Source organism: Xanthomonas sp. NCPPB 1068, assembly GCF_041479385.2.
GTDB lineage: Bacteria > Pseudomonadota > Gammaproteobacteria > Xanthomonadales > Xanthomonadaceae > Xanthomonas > Xanthomonas cannabis.
The window spans coordinates 3326821-3342044 of the sequence record NZ_CM192986.1 but is presented as its reverse complement, the minus strand read 5'-3'; the positions used below and the strand labels follow the sequence as shown (position 1 = coordinate 3342044).

The window sequence follows — 15224 nt, the reverse complement described above, 5'->3', positions numbered from 1 at the left end:
CCCGTATCGGCCGACAGGTACACTGCGGCAGCCTTGCGCGCCTGAGGTTCATCCGCTGCACGCATGCGCGATCGCCACGCTGCCGCCGCATTGCGCATGGAGCATCGCGGCGGCGCTGTGCGCCTGCCCACCGTTTTCAGGAAGACACCATGTCACAGACTCCGCCCACCGGCGACATCCAACGCCTGCTGCAGCTGATGGCACGCCTGCGCGATCGCGAGCACGGCTGTCCCTGGGATGTGGAGCAGACCTTTGCCAGCATCGCCCCGTACACCATCGAAGAAGCCTACGAAGTGGCCGACGCGATTGATCGCAGCGACTTGCCGGGGTTGCGCGACGAGCTGGGCGACCTGCTGCTGCAGGTGGTGTTCCATGCGCAGATGGCGTCCGAGCAGGGCGCGTTCGGGTTTGCCGAGGTGGTCGCCACGCTCAGCGACAAGCTGGTGCGTCGCCACCCGCACGTCTTCGCAGCGCAGGCGGCCGACGACGCCCAGGCGGTGAGCGCCAACTGGGAACAGATCAAGCGCCAGGAGCGCCGCGCCGCCGGGCATCAGGACGAGTCGGCGCTGGCCGGCATCGCGCGCGGTCTGCCGGAGTGGCAGCGCTCCACCAAGCTGCAGTCGCGTGCGGCGCGGGTCGGCTTCGACTGGCCGGGCCCGGCGCCGGTGCTGGATAAATTGCAGGAAGAGCTCGACGAGTTGCGCGTGGAATTCGCGCGTGGCCCGGTGGCCGACAATCAGGCGCGTCTGGAAGACGAACTCGGCGACGTGCTGTTCGTCTGCGCCAACCTCGCGCGGCATGCCAAGGTGGACGTGGGCGCGGCACTTCGGCACGCCAACCTGAAGTTCGAACGTCGCTTCCGCGCAATGGAAGCGCTGGCGCATGCGCAGGGCGCCGGACTGGACGCGCTGCCGCTGGGCGCGCAGGAAGCATTGTGGCAACAGGTCAAGCGGGACGAAGCGGCTGCAGCCCCGATGCCCGATTCCGACCCTGTGGCACGCCGATGAACTCCGCGCTGGGCACGCTGCTGCTGTTCGTCGCCACCGCCGTGGCCGAGCTGGTGGGCTGCTACCTTCCTTATCTATGGCTGCGCAAGAGCGGCAGTGCGTGGTTGCTGCTGCCCACCGCACTGAGCCTTGCGTTGTTCGTGTGGCTGTTGAGCCTGCATCCCACTGCCAGCGGACGCACCTACGCAGCCTACGGCGGGGTCTACATCGCCAGTGCGCTGCTGTGGTTGTGGTGGGTGGACCGCATCACGCCCACGCGCTGGGACCTGCTCGGTGCCGGCTGCTGCCTGCTGGGCATGGCGGTCATCATGTTCGCGCCACGCAACGCCTGAGCCGGGTAGGCGCTGGTCGCGCACGCCGGCCGACGTAGCGCTGCGCAGCCTTGTCCGTTGCCGCCAGTGTGGTGTGTGCAGCGGGTGCATACTTCGCGCAGGACCGACTCGTCACTGCAAAGGGGCTGCACATGTTTCCAACTTCGTTTCTGGCCATCGCCGTTCTGGTTGCCGGCGTCATCGTGTTGTTCAAGACCGTGCGCATGGTGCCGCAGGGATTCCAGTGGACGGTGGAGCGCTTCGGCCGCTACACCCACACCATGAGTCCCGGGCTGCACTTTCTCGTGCCGGTGGTCTACGGCGTGGGCCGCAAGATCAACATGATGGAACAGGTGCTGGATGTGCCCAGCCAGGACGTCATCACCAAGGACAACGCCGTGGTGCGCGTGGACGGGGTGGTGTTCTTCCAGGTCCTGGATGCGGCCAAGGCCGCCTATGAGGTCTCCAACCTGGAAATCGCCACGATCGCGCTGGTGCAGACCAATATCCGTACCGTGATCGGTTCGATGGACCTGGACGAATCGCTGAGCCAGCGCGAAACCATCAATGCCCAGTTGCTGAGCGTCGTCGACCAGGCCACCAATCCTTGGGGCATCAAGGTCACTCGTATCGAGATCCGCGATATTCAGCCGCCGCGCGACCTGATCGATTCGATGGCGCGGCAGATGAAGGCCGAGCGCGAAAAGCGCGCACAGATTCTCGAAGCCGAAGGCTCGCGGCAATCGGAAATCCTGCGCGCCGACGGCGAGAAGCAGGCCGCCGTGCTTGAAGCCGAAGGCCGCAAGGAAGCCGCCTTCCGCGATGCCGAAGCACGCGAGCGGCTGGCCGAGGCAGAAGCCGGCGCCACCCAGGTGGTGTCCGATGCGATCGCCAACGGTAGCGTGCAGGCGATCAATTATTTTGTTGCACAAAAATATGTGGAGGCGTTCAAGGCGCTGGCCACCGCACCCAACCAGAAGTTCGTGCTGATGCCGATGGAATCCAGCGGCATCATCGGCTCGATTGCCGGCATCGCCGACCTGGCGAAGGAAGCGCTGGGCAAACCCGATACCGCCGGCGTACGCGTGCCGCCGATGCCGCCGCGCGCGGGAGTCTGAGCCATGCGTTGGGATGTGGTGGTATGGGCGGTGCTTGCGTTGCTGTTGATCGCCGCCGAGACCTTGGTGCCGGGTGCATTCCTGTTGTGGATGGGCATCGCCGCGGCGGCGGTGTGCCTGCTGGTGCTCGCAATGCCGGGCATGTCGCTGTTGGTGCAGATCGTGGCGTTCGTGCTGCTCAGCTTCGTGTCGGTGCAGGTCTATCGCAGCTGGTTTCGCGGCAAGGGCCGGCAGAGCGATCGGCCGTTGCTCAACCGGCGCGCCGAGCAATTGATCGGCCGTCGCGTGCTGCTCGATCAGCCCATCCACGATGGCCGCGGTCGCGCCAAGGTCGACGACGCGTTCTGGGTGGTCAGCGGTCCGGAGCTGCCGGCCGGCGCACCGGTGCGTATCGTCGGTGTGGATGGCATGACCCTGCTGGTGGAAGCGGCCGGCTGATGCGTGTGCAGATAGCGTGCTGCTCCGGATGCTGCAGTGCGGGGTGGCAGTGTCAGGCACGCGCGCCCTGGATTCCGGCTGTGCGGATGCACGGCTTCCCCGCAAGTGCGGCTGGGCGGCGATAATGGGCGTCTTTCCCTTGGACCGGCGCTCATGACCCAGAAGACCATCCTCAACGACACCCATCGTGCGCTCGGCGCCAAGATGGTCGACTTCGGCGGTTGGGACATGCCGATCCATTACGGCTCGCAGCTGGACGAGCACCATCAGGTGCGTCGCGACGCCGGCATGTTCGATGTCAGCCACATGACCGTGGTCGACCTGCACGGTGCGCGCGTGCGTGAGTTCCTGCGCTACCTGCTGGCCAACTCGGTGGACAAGCTCAAGGTCGCCGGCAAGGCGCTGTACACCTGCATGCTCAATCCGCAGGGCGGAGTGATCGACGACCTCATCGTCTATTACATGCGCGAAGACTTCTTCCGCCTGGTGGTCAACGCCGCCACCCGCGAGAAGGACCTGCAGTGGATCGGCGAGCAGGCGGCCCGCTTCGAGGTGCGCGTGGAAGAGCGCGGCGACTTCGCGATGATCGCGGTGCAAGGCCCCAACGCCCGCGCCAAGGTCATCGACCTGCTTGATCCTGCCGACACCGCCGCGGCGAGCAAGCTCAGCCGTTTTGCCGCATTGCAGACCCGATCGCGCGATGGCATCGAACTGTTCCTGGCACGCACCGGATACACCGGCGAAGACGGTTTCGAGATCGTGCTGCCGCAGGATGCTGCAGTGACGTTCTGGAATGCGCTGCTCGCGCAGGGCGTCAAGCCGGCCGGCCTGGGAGCACGTGACACCCTGCGGCTGGAGGCTGGCATGAACCTGTATGGCCAGGACATGGACGACGCGGTCACTCCGTATGAGGCCGCACTGGCCTGGACGATCACGCTCGACGAAGGCCGCGACTTCATCGGCCGTGCCGTGCTCGAATCGCAGAAGGCGCAAGGTGCGCCGCGCCAGATGATCGGCGTGGTGATGGATGAGAAAGGCGTGCTGCGGCACGGCCAGACCGTGCTCACCGCTGCCGGTCAGGGCGAAATCCTGTCGGGCACGTTCTCGCCGACGCTGGGCAAGGCGATTGCCTTTGCACGCGTGCCGGCCGGCAGCATCGACCAGCTACGCGTGGACATCCGTGGCAAGCAGGTGCCGTTGCGCGCAGTGAAGTTCCCGTTCGTGCGCGACGGCCAGGCGCAGCCCGGCGTCCTGGGCGAGTGAGCCCGACGATGTCGGCCGTCGCTGGCCGGCATCATGCAATCGCATGCAACCCAGCCATACCGCCGCGCGTGCACCTGTCTTGTCGCGCGGTCTAAACTAACCACCTGTCCCGACCCCATTCCCTGACCCAACTTTCCCGGAGCACACCCATGAGCGAGATTCCTGGCGACCTCAAGTTCCTCAAATCCCACGAGTGGGCCCGCGTCGAGAGCAACGGCCGCGTGACCGTCGGTATCTCCGATCACGCACAGGGCTTGCTGGGCGATCTGGTCTACGTCGAACTGCCGGGCGTCGGCGACACCGTGCAGGCCGGCAACGGCGCCGCGGTCGTCGAGTCGGTCAAGGCGGCGTCCGATGTCTATAGCCCGGTCAGCGGGACCGTGGTCGAGGTCAACAGCGCGCTGGGCGACAAGCCGGAAACCATCAACGAAGACGCCTACGGCGAAGGCTGGATCTTCGTCGTCGAACTCGACGACAAGGACCAGCTCAACGAACTGTTGTCGCCCGACGACTATGCCGAGCTGCTCGAAGACGACGATCACTGAGGCGATCTCGCCTGCTGCACTCCAATGGCCGCTCCTGGAGCGGCCATTTTTTTGCGCGATGCGGGAGATGCCGATGCGCGAGCATGACCGGGTGGGCGCTTGGATAGTCGCCTGTGCGCGCGCTCGATCGGCCATGCGCATCAAGCGCCGACGGCAACGCGACCACGTCGGATGGCGGCATCCATGGCGCGGTGATCCGATGCCAACACAAGCGGACACGCGCGTCGGATTTCTGACGTGAGTCACCCGTGAGGATCTGGCGTGCGCCTGGTGAAAAAGTTGCCCGTGGCAACGCGCGTCGACCAAGCGAGCCAGCGCGCGCTGCATGTGGCGACCAGCGCGTAACGACACGCATGCGGCGATCAAACGACGCAATAAGTTTGCGCATTTGGGCGTGTGCGACACCGGAAGTGGAGTCGCCGGACAAAAAATTTTCAGCTGGCGGACAGGCGGCGAACAATGCCGCCAGGTGCAGTGCACCGCCGTAGCGTCGTGGCGGCGCACGACGCGCGTCGTTGCAGCGATTTAGAAAAACAGCAGAAAAGAAGTGCTTTTTTGATGGCAGCGACGCAGCGGTGCGCGCGTTGGCGGTGCGCCGTGCCGCGCGCATGGTGCGCTTGCCGGACGTCGATGCCAGGCATGGCGATGGCGAACTGAAAAAAAAATGCAAAAGAGTGTTGACAGTAAAAAAAAGCGTGATTAGGTTTCGCCCAGCAGACATTGCTGCGAAAGAGAGTGAGCAGAATCGACATCAAGCCGACACGCTTGTTCAAGACGTCCACCGAAGCACGATCACTGGTGGAGTCGGGTCCGCTTCTCTCCAGAAAAGCAGTTGTCGTTTCGATCACGCACCCGTGTCGCCGTTCGATGCGGGTGTTTCTGTATCCGTCCCGTCGCGCATCATCTGCGGACGGTTCCCGACGACGGCATGCCGGCGCGGGGTTTGGTTCAACTGGGCGTTTCATCTCCATAGTTCACTGACGAGGAGCCAATTACATGGCCACTAAAAAAGCTGCGAAAAAGAAACCCACCGCCAAGAAGGCAGTGAAGAAGACCGCCGCCAAGAAGGCGACCAAGAAGGTCGCGAAGAAGGCAACCGCCAAGAAGGCAGTGAAGAAGACCGCCGCCAAGAAGGCCGTCAAGAAGACTGCGAAGAAGGCAACCGCCAAGAAGGCCGTCAAGAAGACTGCGAAGAAGGCAACCGCCAAGAAGGCAGTGAAGAAGACCGTAAAGAAGGCGACCAAGAAGACTGCCGCCAAGAAGGCCGTCAAAAAGACCGCCAAGAAGACTGCGAAAAAGGCCGTAGCGAAGAAGGCGACCAAGAAGTCCGCCACCAAGAAGTCCGCTACCAAGAAGCCTGCAGTGAAGAAGGTCGCCAAGAAGAAGCCGGCCGCTCGCAAGAAGAAGGCCGCTCCGGTCGCGCTGCCCGCCACCCCGGCACCGCTGATCTGATCTGCAACACCCGATCGCCGTAAACATCGAGCTCTCTCCCCGACGCCCAGCGGGGAGGGAGCTTTTTTATTGCACGGCCGTCCGGGCCGGGCGCGAGGCCGTGATCACGCAGTGACCGTCGTCGGCACGGCGGTCGATCATGCGTTGGTGCAGGGCAGGCGTGGTGCGGGCGAGCCTTGCGTTGGTTTGCGCCGTCATGGTGGCTTTGCAGCGCCGTGCAGCCATGGCTCTTCCAGCAGTCACGACATCTGCCAGCGTGAGTCCCTCGGTCGTAGCCGGCACGCAAGCCGGAGCGGCAGGCGGGCAGGGTTCGTCGTTTGCGGCGCCCAAGCGCTCTCTCACGACATTCGTCGTGCGGGACGGCCGGTGCGCGCGAAGCAGCGAGCAAAGGCCCAACGTGGCCAGCGTCGAGGATTCTTGGATTCAATCGAGCACGCACGTCCGATCCGGTACGTGGGCGGACCCAGCGCATCGTTCTCGACGGCAGCACCGCGGCCCCGCAACATCCATCGCGCGGAACGCTTGTGCGTGCATGGACTGCCCGGAGCAAAGCGACGGCGCTGCGGTCAACGTTCGAAGGGGAGTCCACGCCCGGGATCCCGACCATGCAGATCGACATCGACCACTTCCCAAGGCGCCCTCGGGCTCAGCGTGGAACCAGGCGTAGCGCGGCGACAGCCAGAAACAACGCAGGCGGCCGAAGCCGCCTGTGTCTGAGCATGCAGCGCGCTACCGCTGCAGGTATGCAGTGCCGGCGCGGCAGGCGGCTCAGCGCGGCGATGCCACCGACTTGCCGGACGAGGTGCCCTTGCCGGCCGGGTCGGGCTTTTCGGCCAGCATGTTCTCGCTGCCGAAGTCACCGTCCACATCGATATCCAGCCAACGCTTGGCCGGCAGGCCAAGTGCGCGATCGAGGATGGTGGGCAGCATGCCTGAGGGCAGGCCGCTTTCGCCGTTCCACATGATGGCGATGCCGAGGTCGCGCTCGGGCAACAGCGCCACCAGTCCGCGGTAGCCCTGCACCGCACCGGCATGGAACACCACCTGATGGCCCGCATAGTCGAACACACGCCAGCCCAGCGCATAGCTGGCTGCATCCACACGCTCGTGACGCCAGCCCGAGCGCATTTCGCCCGGCGTGGAGATCAGCGGTGCGTGCAAGGTGGCCAGCAGGGGCGCCGGCAGCACGTCGGTGCGATGGCCGGTGTGCGCGAGCAGCCATTGCGCCATGTCGCTGGCGCTGGCGTTGACGCCGGCGGCAGGCGCCAGCCGGTAGTAGGTGGGCTTGGGCGTCAGTGACACCCAGCCGTTGCGGCTGCGCACGTGCGGCCGCGCCCAGCGCGGGCTGGCCTGGATGCCGGCCAGGCCCATGCTGGCATCGTTCATGCCCAGCGGCTTGAAGATGCGCCGCTCCACCGATTGCTCGTAGAAGCTGCCCGAGGCGGCGAACACCACATCGCCGACCAGGCTGAAGGCCACGTTCTGATAGGCGTAGCAATCGCCCGGCGCGCAGCGCAGCGGTGCGGTCGCCAGCTTGTGGCTGAGCGAGTAGTAATCGACGTTGGATTCGATATCGCGGTCGTAGGCATTGCGGGTCAGGCCGACGCGATGGCTGAGCACTTCGGCCACCGTCAGCTGACGGGTCGCGAGGTTGTCGCTGAGCTGGAAGCCGGGCACGAAGTCGACCACCTTGCTGTCCCAGCGCAACACGCCGTCGTTGACCAGCAGGCCGGCCATGGTGCCGGCAAAGGCCTTGGACAGGGAGGCAAGACGGAACACCGTGTGCGCATCGACCGGCTGCGGATGATTGACGTCGGTGACGCCATAACCGCGCGCGCTAAGCACCTTGCCGCCCTGCACGATGGCCATTGCCATGCCCGGCAAGCGATTGCCGTAGGTCAGCTGGTCGGCCATCGATTCGAAGGCCGCCACATCGAAGCCGGCGGCCGGCGCCAACACCTTGCTGGCGGGCAGCGAAGCGCGGTACGGGAGCGGGGCAGTGGGCGATTGCACCACGGTTGCCGGCTGCAGGGTCGAAGCGGTGGGCGCAGGCGTCTGTGCCGTGGAAGAAAGGGCCAGAGGCAATAACGCCCCGAGCAGCCCGATGGCCAACGGACGGAACCGTCGGTGCCTGCGCATTACTGTCATGGTTTTCCCGCCTGATCCACTGCCTCCGGCGATTCTAGCGCCGCGCTTCGCAATAGCACAAACTGCCGGAAGATGAATGGGCATCATATTGATCCTATTGACGATTTGGGTTCAGAAAGCGAGCCGATCGCAGAGCGTTGGCGATCGGCAGTGGCCGCTGAGTTGAAGGTTGCAAGCCACGTGCCGCAGGCGCCGTCCGCGGGCATGGCCGCAGCGGGCCAGCGCTGCTGGTGGTGCAGCGCGGCATCGGCTAACGTGCGCGCTACTTCTAGTCGGGTACCACCACCGCCATGGTCTTGCTGTCGGGTTCGTTCGCGCAGGCGCTGACACCATGACCGCTCCGTCTGCGCCGCGCTCTGCGGTTGGCCGTCTGGGCGCAGCGCTGCGCAACTCGCCGCCGCTGGCGTGGTCGTTCCTGTATTTTTTCTGCCTGCTCAGCGGGTATTACGTGCTGCGCCCGGTGCGCGAGGCGATGGGCGCCTCGGCGGACCTGCAGGCGATCTTCCCCGCCGGCATGATCGCTTTCTTCGCCGCGCACGGCATGCCGCTCAAGGATCTGGCCCTGCAGGTGTTGTTCACCTGCACCTTCCTGATCATGTTGTTGCTGCAGCCAATCTACGGCGCGTTGGTCAGCCGGTTCCCGCGTCGGGTGTTCCTGCCGACGGTGTACGGCTTCTTCATCGCCACCCTGTTGCTGTTCTACGCGCTGTTCAACAGTGACGTACCCGGGCGCGGCATGGCGTTTTTCCTCTGGGTGACCGTGTTCAACCTGTTTGCGGTGGCGGTGTTCTGGAGCTTCATGGCCGATGTCTTCAGCAATGCCGAGGCGCGCAGCTACTACGGTTACATCGGCGCGGCCGGCACGCTGGGTGCGTTTCTCGGGCCGATCCTGACCCGCACCCTGGTCGAGCGCATCGGCATCGCGCATCTCATGCTGGTGTCGGCCGGCTTCCTGTCGGTCTGCGTGGTCTGCGTGCTGCGCCTGCGGCTGTGGGCGGTGGCGCGCGAACAGGAGCTTCGGCTCGATTCCGGCGAAGTGCCGATGGGCGGCGATGTGTTTGGCGGGCTCAAGTTGATCGTACGCGAGCCGCTGCTGCGCTGGCTGGCGCTGATGACCTTGTTCGGCGTGGGCGTCGGTACCTTGCTGTACAACGAGCAGGCTGCGCTGGTGCGGCGCCTGTACACGGATGCGGCAGCGAGCACCGCGTATTACGCCGGCATCGACCTGGCCGTCAATGCGCTTACGCTGGTGCTGCAATTACTGGTAACCCGCGCGCTGCTGTCGCGCTTCGGCATTGCGCCGGCGCTGCTGATTCCCGGAGTCGCCATCACCCTGGGCTATGCGGTGCTCGCCGCGTCGCCGCTGCCGATGATGATCGCGATCGTGCAGGTGATCACCCGCTCCAGCGAGTTTGCGTTGGCCAAGCCTGCGCGCGAAACGCTCTACACACGCGTGCATCGCGAATGGCGCTACAAGGCCGGCGCGGCAATCGACACTGTGGTCTACCGCGGCGGCGACCTGAGCTTTGTCTGGATCCACAAGCTGGTGTCGGCCCTGGGCTCGAGCGCCGTCTTCGTCGTCGGCCTGCTGGCCGCCGCCGGCATGACGCTGGGCGCGTTCGGGCTGCTGCGTGAGGCACGCAAGCTGCCGGCAGAGCGCGATGGCGGAGCGGGTGAGCGCGTGGCGGAATCGCAGGGCTGATCAGTATCGGGTCGTGCAGGTGCGTGTCGTTGCGTCTGTCGGCTCCGGCCAGGGTGCCATCGACAGGGTGCTGAGGCTGTGCGGTTGATGGTGCAATCGACGTGCCCCCTGCCGTCTCCATGCCTCGACCCAGGCCGTCCTGCCGAGGGCAAACGACTGACAACGCGCGGGCGCCGATCATGCTTCGGTGGCTAGCTCGGAGTGCCGTCCGCGCCGCTTCTTAGCGGCTGCAGGCCTGCGCCCACGGTGATCGATCGATGGCCCAGGCAACCTGGTCATTACGCGCGGGTTTGCCGAGCTGGTGACGCCATCCGGTCACCAGGCATCGCGTCTTGCCAGACAGCCGCAACGGCATCGCGGCTATGCTTGCCGCACGTCCATCAGATCTTTTCGCCATGTCCCTGCTCGCGATCGTTGCCGGTGTCCTTGTCGGCCTGCTGCATGTCTACATCCTGGTGCTGGAGATGGCGCTGTGGACGCACCCACTGGGCCTGAAGACCTTCCGCAACACGTTGGAGAATGCCCGGGCCACACGCATACTGGCGGCCAACCAGGGGCTCTACAACGGCTTTCTGGCCGCCGGTCTGCTCTGGGGTGCACTGGCGGCACGCGCCGATGTGCTGAGCTTCTTCCTGGGCTGCGTGATCGTGGCGGGTTGCTATGGTGCCTACAGCGTCAATCGCCGCATTTTTTTCGTGCAGGCCCTGCCTGCGTTGATCGCACTATGCCTGGTGTGGCTGCCGCACTGAGGCATGTCCGGCAGCGAGTCGCCTCGTGCAGGCGCGAGCCTGACCGCGATCAGGCATGACCAGCGATCTCCCACACTGGCGTTTTCGGCAGCGGGTCGTCTCCCGTGGAGCGGGCCTGACCGCGACAGCGTGTTACCAGCGGCCTCACTCAGGCGTATAGCAACAATGCCTCATCGTGGGGCAAGCCCGCCTCCGTGTGTCGAGCGGCAAGAGACCTGACCACTTGCGGCCCACGGCTGCAGCCGGCGCGTAGCGCGCGGCCCTACAAACGACAACGGCGGGCCAGAAGCCCGCCGTTGCCCGCATCACCTGGCCGTGCCGTTATGCCGCTTCGCGCGGCTGCTGCATCTGCGGCTTGTCGTAGAAGCTGGCCGCACGCAACTCATGCGGATCAAAGTCGTCGACGGTGATCGTGTCCATCATGATCTCGCGCAATTCTTCCAGCAACTTGCGCTCTTCCAGGGTGATCACCCCCTCGGCCACTGCTTCGTCGAGCTGTGCGGTGAAGTCCAGCGCCTCGATACCCTTGGTCTTGAGCGCCTTGAGGAACTTGCGCTCCACCGGCTCGGCCATCACTGCCTTGGTCAGGTAGCTGGCGATGCGGCCGCCCGGGTTGTTGGCGCACGGGGTCAGGAATACGCCCTGCGCCAGACGGTCGCGCGCCTCGTTCGGCGCCATCAGGATCGACGCGACGCGGTGGCCCAGACGGTCACCCGGCGCTTCGGCACGACGGCCCAGCGGGAAGATCAACACCCACATCAACCAGCCCACCGGGCGGATCGGGAAGTTACGCAGCGCCGCAGACAAGGCGGTTTCGATCTTGTGCACGCTGTCGTGGAAGGCCCAGGCCAGCAGCGGCTGGTCGGTGGCCGGCGCGCCCTCGTCGTGATAGCGCTTGAGCATCGCACTGGTCAGGTAGATGTGGCTCAGTACATCGCCCAGGCGGCCGGACAAGGACTCCTTGAACTTCAACTTGCCGCCCAGCATCAGCATCGACACGTCGGCCATCAATGCCAGATTGGCCGAGTAACGGTCCAGCTTGCGGAAGAAGCGGCGGGTGTAGGCATCGCCCGGCGCCGCGCCGATACGCGCACCGGTGATGCCGAACCAGAACGAACGCACCGCATTGGAAATACCGAAGCGGATGTGGCCAAACAGGCTCTGGTCGAAGACTTCCAGGCCACGACGCGTGTCCGGATCCTGCGCCGCCTGCATCTCCTTCATCACCCACGGATGGCACAGGATCGCACCCTGGCCGAAGATCAGCAGGCTGCGGGTCATGATGTTGGCGCCTTCCACGGTCACACCGATCGGCGCAGCCTGCCAGGCACGGCCAGCGAAGTTGCGCGGCCCCAGGATGATGCCCTTGCCGCCGATCACGTCCATCATGTCGCTGACCACTTCGCGGCCCATGGTGGTGCAGTGATACTTGGCGATCGCCGACGGCACCGACGGCACATCGCCGCGATCCACCGCTGCGGCGGTCGCCTGCGACAACGCACTGATCGCGTACGCCTTGCCGCCGATACGCGCCAGCGCCTCTTCCACGCCTTCGAAACGACCGACCGACAGGCCGAACTGCTTGCGGATACGCGCATACGCACCGGTGACCACGGCCGCAGCCTTGCTACCGCCGCTGGCGGTAGAGGGCAGGGTGATCGAACGGCCCACCGCCAGGCACTCGTTGAGCATGTTCCAGCCCTTGCCGACCATCTCCACGCCGCCAATCAACTGGCTGAGCGGAATGAACACTTCTTCGCCGTGGATCGGGCCGTTCTGGAACGGCGAGTTGAGCGGGAAGTGGCGACGGCCGATTTCCACACCGGGCGTTTCGCGCGGCAGCAATGCCAGCGTGATGCCGATGTCCTTCTTGTCGCCGATCAGGCCTTCCGGATCATAGGCGCGGAACGCCAGACCGATCAGCGATGCGACCGGCGCCAGGGTGATGTAGCGCTTGTCGAAAGTGAGCTTGACGCCGAGCACGTTGGCGCCATTCCACTCGCCCTTGCACACGATGCCGTAGTCCGGAATCGAGGTGGCATCGGAACCGGCGAACGGGCCGGTCAGGCCGAAGCACGGCACTTCCGCACCGACCGCAAGGCGCGGAAGGTAATAGTCCTTCTGCTCTGGCGTGCCGTAATGCAGCAGCAGCTCGCCCGGCCCGAGCGAGTTGGGCACGCCGACGGTGGAACTCACCACGCTGGAGATCGAGGACAGCTTCTGGATCACCTTGTGGTGCGCCAGCGCACTGAAGCCCAGGCCACCGTATTGCTTGGGGATGATCATGCCGAAGAACTTGTTCTTCTTGATGAAGTCCCACAGCTCCGGCGGCAGGTCGGCGTGGACGTGGGTGATCTCCCAGTCGTTGACCATCTTGCACAGCTCTTCCACCGGGCCATCCAGGAACGCCTGCTCTTCGGCGGTGAGCTGCGGCTTGGGATAGTTGAGCAGCTTCTGCCAATCCGGATCACCGGTGAACAGCTCGCCTTCGAAACCCACCGAGCCGGTTTCCAGCGCGATGCGCTCGGTCTGCGACAGCGGCGGCAGCACCTTGCGGAAAAAGGCCATCAACGGCGTGGTCAGCAGCGGCTTGCGCAGGAAGGGCAACAGCACCGGAGCGGCCACCAGCACCACCAGCGCGGCGGCGGCGATCGTCGCGGTGAGATTGGCACCCAGCAACCAGCACCCCACCAGCACGCAGGCGCTGATCGCAACCCAGGTGGCAAGGCGCATGCGGTGATAGGCAGCGATACCCGCCGCCAGGATGACGAGGAGGAACGGTGCAACGATGCTCATGGTCTTGCTCCAGTGACATGCTCGGTGATGTTGGACGCTGCAATGGTGCCAACCGAGGGCAGTGCGTCCAGATAATGCAACACGGTGGCGGTAAACGTGGTGTTGTCGTCGCCGGCCAGCATGTGCGTGGCATCGGCCACCTGCACATGCTGCGCGTGCGGCGCAATCGACAAGAATTCGGTGATGTTGGCCGGCGTTACCAGATCGCTGCGCCCGCCGCTGATGAGCAGCATCGGGCACCGCACCTGCGCGGCGGCTTCCAGCAAGGCCTGTTGCTGCAGCTGTGGATCCTGCCCCGCCAGTTCGTCGACCAGGCGCGGGTCCCAGTGCCACTGCCAACGGCCATCGTCGCGTAGGCGCAGCAGGCCCTGCAGCTGGCTTGCCGTCTTGCGCGGGCGATGCGGCAGGTACGTGGCGATGGCATCGGCAGCGGCGTCAAGCGAGGCAAACCCGTCCGGATGCGCGGTCATGAAGCGCAGAATGCGCTCCACGCCGGTGGTATCCCAGCGCGGGGTGATATCCACCAACACGATCGCCCGGAACAGGCCCGGCCAGCGTGCCTCCGCAAGCAGGCCGAACAGGCCACCCATGGAGGCAGCCACCAATACCGGCGGTTCGGGTTGCTCACCTGCCAACACGATCAGGTCGTCGGTGAACTGGGTGGCGGAGTAGGGCAGGGCAGCGTCATTGAAGCTCGAATCGCCATGCCCGCGTGCGTCATACGACAGCGCACGGTAGCCGGCGTGCGCCAGCGCTGTTGCGGTCGCCTCCCAGGCATGCCGGGTCTGTCCGAACCCATGCGCGAGCAATACCGTCTGCCGGTATTCGGCGCCTTGCACCGACACCGCCAGCGCTGCGTCGCCAACGCTGACAGGCGACACGGGCGCAGGGTGTGCAAGCGTAGAGGGGACGGTGACCATACCTAATGGTATGGATGCCGCCTGTTCCCTGTCAATACTCCTTGGTATGGACGGTTAAGCCGTTGAATCGTGGCGATTGTGTGGCGTTTTTGTGATGCATACTGCAACTGACCCAGGCGTATGGTTAAATCGCGCCATGAACGACATTACCGACGCCAGCCCCACCACGCCCCGCGCCAGTTCCGGTCGCGGCAACCGCCTCAGCGCGGACGATTGGGCGCAGGCCGCGCTGGACCTGATCGCCGAACAAGGCGTGGGCGCAGTTGCGGTGGAGCCGTTGGCACGCCGTCTCGGCGTCACCAAAGGCAGCTTCTATTGGCATTTCCCCTCGCGTGACGCCCTGCTGCAGGCCGCCCTGGAGCGCTGGGAGATCTTCGAACAAAAGGAAGTGTTCGGCAGCCTGGAAGACGTACCCGACCCCAGCGCCCGCTTGCGCGCGCTGTTTCAATTGGTCGCGCACGAAGTTAAACCGCATGTCATCTATAGCGAACTGCTCAAGGCGCTCGATCACCCGGCCGTGCGCCCGGTCATCGACCGCGTCTCGCAACGCCGCCTCGATTATCTGATCGCCTCGTTCCGCCAGGCCGGCCTGTCCCGCACCGACGCCCAACACCGCGCCCGCCTTGCCTACGCCGCCTACGTCGGCTTCCTGCAACTATCGCTGCAGCTGCAACAACCCAAACAAGCACGCGAAGAATTCGAATCCTACGTCGAGCATGTGATTCAGACGTTGATTCCGGGCTAGAGGATTCGGCTGGCATATCGCAGAACGCGC

At 65.1% G+C, this 15224-nt stretch carries 14 protein-coding genes; 9 read left to right on the top strand and 5 right to left on the bottom strand.

Annotated elements, in window-relative coordinates:
• Nucleotides 1-149 precede the first annotated feature (149 nt).
• The 6 genes from mazG to gcvH all read left to right on the top strand — a co-directional run bounded on the left by mazG (nucleotide 150) and on the right by gcvH (nucleotide 4682).
• A complete protein-coding gene (gene mazG, locus ACCQ12_RS14220) occupies nucleotides 150-1007 on the top strand; it encodes a nucleoside triphosphate pyrophosphohydrolase (protein WP_372382013.1) in 858 nt (285 codons plus the stop codon).
• Complete coding sequence (locus ACCQ12_RS14215) at nucleotides 1004-1339, top strand: YnfA family protein (protein WP_104579833.1); 336 nt, start codon at nucleotides 1004-1006, stop codon at nucleotides 1337-1339. Before mazG ends, ACCQ12_RS14215 begins: the two co-directional genes overlap by 4 nt.
• Nucleotides 1340-1470: 131 nt before the next feature.
• Entirely contained in the window at nucleotides 1471-2436 is a 966-nt protein-coding gene (locus ACCQ12_RS14210; protein ID WP_372382012.1) for an SPFH domain-containing protein, read from the top strand.
• 3 nt (nucleotides 2437-2439) lie between these two features.
• Entirely contained in the window at nucleotides 2440-2874 is a 435-nt protein-coding gene (locus ACCQ12_RS14205) for an NfeD family protein (protein ID WP_039408890.1), read from the top strand.
• A gap of 153 nt (nucleotides 2875-3027) precedes the next feature.
• Nucleotides 3028-4137 (top strand): glycine cleavage system aminomethyltransferase GcvT, encoded by a 1110-nt coding sequence (gene gcvT, locus ACCQ12_RS14200; RefSeq protein ID WP_228333976.1) that lies wholly within the window; start codon nucleotides 3028-3030, stop codon nucleotides 4135-4137.
• A gap of 149 nt (nucleotides 4138-4286) precedes the next feature.
• Nucleotides 4287-4682, top strand: coding sequence for a glycine cleavage system protein GcvH (gcvH, locus tag ACCQ12_RS14195; protein ID WP_104579830.1), 396 nt, complete (start codon nucleotides 4287-4289; stop codon nucleotides 4680-4682).
• A gap of 434 nt (nucleotides 4683-5116) precedes the next feature.
• On the opposite strand, the gene ACCQ12_RS14190 is transcribed toward gcvH, so the two are convergent.
• The 3 genes from ACCQ12_RS14190 to ACCQ12_RS14180 all read right to left on the bottom strand — a co-directional run bounded on the left by ACCQ12_RS14190 (nucleotide 5117) and on the right by ACCQ12_RS14180 (nucleotide 8282).
• Nucleotides 5117-5455, bottom strand: coding sequence for a hypothetical protein (locus ACCQ12_RS14190; RefSeq protein WP_372382011.1), 339 nt, complete (start codon nucleotides 5453-5455; stop codon nucleotides 5117-5119).
• A gap of 219 nt (nucleotides 5456-5674) precedes the next feature.
• The gene (locus ACCQ12_RS14185; protein ID WP_372383621.1) at nucleotides 5675-6082 is read right to left on the bottom strand and encodes a hypothetical protein; all 408 of its coding nucleotides are present in this window, start codon (nucleotides 6080-6082) and stop codon (nucleotides 5675-5677) included.
• Between the two features lie 820 nt (nucleotides 6083-6902).
• Nucleotides 6903-8282 (bottom strand): serine hydrolase domain-containing protein, encoded by a 1380-nt coding sequence (locus ACCQ12_RS14180; protein ID WP_166744581.1) that lies wholly within the window; start codon nucleotides 8280-8282, stop codon nucleotides 6903-6905.
• Nucleotides 8283-8613: 331 nt separating this feature from the next.
• Here ACCQ12_RS14180 and ACCQ12_RS14175 point away from each other — a divergent pair, with 331 nt between their 5' ends.
• Both ACCQ12_RS14175 and ACCQ12_RS14170 read left to right on the top strand, forming a co-directional pair.
• The gene (locus ACCQ12_RS14175) at nucleotides 8614-9984 is read left to right on the top strand and encodes an NTP/NDP exchange transporter (RefSeq protein WP_372382010.1); all 1371 of its coding nucleotides are present in this window, start codon (nucleotides 8614-8616) and stop codon (nucleotides 9982-9984) included.
• 395 nt (nucleotides 9985-10379) lie between these two features.
• A complete protein-coding gene (locus ACCQ12_RS14170) occupies nucleotides 10380-10733 on the top strand; it encodes a DUF1304 domain-containing protein (RefSeq protein ID WP_372382009.1) in 354 nt (117 codons plus the stop codon).
• A gap of 321 nt (nucleotides 10734-11054) precedes the next feature.
• On the opposite strand, the gene ACCQ12_RS14165 is transcribed toward ACCQ12_RS14170, so the two are convergent.
• Nucleotides 11055-13529 (bottom strand): acyl-CoA dehydrogenase, encoded by a 2475-nt coding sequence (locus tag ACCQ12_RS14165; RefSeq protein WP_372382008.1) that lies wholly within the window; start codon nucleotides 13527-13529, stop codon nucleotides 11055-11057.
• Nucleotides 13526-14449, bottom strand: a complete 924-nt coding sequence (locus ACCQ12_RS14160) for an alpha/beta fold hydrolase (RefSeq protein WP_199859847.1) — start codon at nucleotides 14447-14449, stop codon at nucleotides 13526-13528. Before ACCQ12_RS14160 ends, ACCQ12_RS14165 begins: the two co-directional genes overlap by 4 nt.
• Before the next feature lie 136 nt (nucleotides 14450-14585).
• On the opposite strand from ACCQ12_RS14160, the gene ACCQ12_RS14155 reads away from it, so the two are divergent.
• Nucleotides 14586-15194, top strand: a complete 609-nt coding sequence (locus ACCQ12_RS14155; protein ID WP_039413419.1) for a TetR/AcrR family transcriptional regulator — start codon at nucleotides 14586-14588, stop codon at nucleotides 15192-15194.
• Nucleotides 15195-15224 lie beyond the last annotated feature (30 nt).

Bases quoted from the DNA above. Each gene is read 5' to 3' on its own strand.
- mazG (WP_372382013.1), top strand. From the start codon at position 150: ATGTCACAGACTCCGCCCACCGGCGACATCCAACGCCTGCTGCAGCTG.
- ACCQ12_RS14215 (WP_104579833.1), top strand. From the start codon at position 1,004: ATGAACTCCGCGCTGGGCACGCTGCTGCTGTTCGTCGCCACCGCCGTG.
- ACCQ12_RS14210 (WP_372382012.1), top strand. From the start codon at position 1,471: ATGTTTCCAACTTCGTTTCTGGCCATCGCCGTTCTGGTTGCCGGCGTC.
- ACCQ12_RS14205 (WP_039408890.1), top strand. From the start codon at position 2,440: ATGCGTTGGGATGTGGTGGTATGGGCGGTGCTTGCGTTGCTGTTGATC.
- gcvT (WP_228333976.1), top strand. From the start codon at position 3,028: ATGACCCAGAAGACCATCCTCAACGACACCCATCGTGCGCTCGGCGCC.
- gcvH (WP_104579830.1), top strand. From the start codon at position 4,287: ATGAGCGAGATTCCTGGCGACCTCAAGTTCCTCAAATCCCACGAGTGG.
- ACCQ12_RS14180 (WP_166744581.1), bottom strand. From the start codon at position 8,282: ATGACAGTAATGCGCAGGCACCGACGGTTCCGTCCGTTGGCCATCGGG.
- ACCQ12_RS14175 (WP_372382010.1), top strand. From the start codon at position 8,614: ATGACCGCTCCGTCTGCGCCGCGCTCTGCGGTTGGCCGTCTGGGCGCA.
- ACCQ12_RS14170 (WP_372382009.1), top strand. From the start codon at position 10,380: ATGTCCCTGCTCGCGATCGTTGCCGGTGTCCTTGTCGGCCTGCTGCAT.
- ACCQ12_RS14165 (WP_372382008.1), bottom strand. From the start codon at position 13,529: ATGAGCATCGTTGCACCGTTCCTCCTCGTCATCCTGGCGGCGGGTATC.
- ACCQ12_RS14160 (WP_199859847.1), bottom strand. From the start codon at position 14,449: ATGGTCACCGTCCCCTCTACGCTTGCACACCCTGCGCCCGTGTCGCCT.
- ACCQ12_RS14155 (WP_039413419.1), top strand. From the start codon at position 14,586: ATGAACGACATTACCGACGCCAGCCCCACCACGCCCCGCGCCAGTTCC.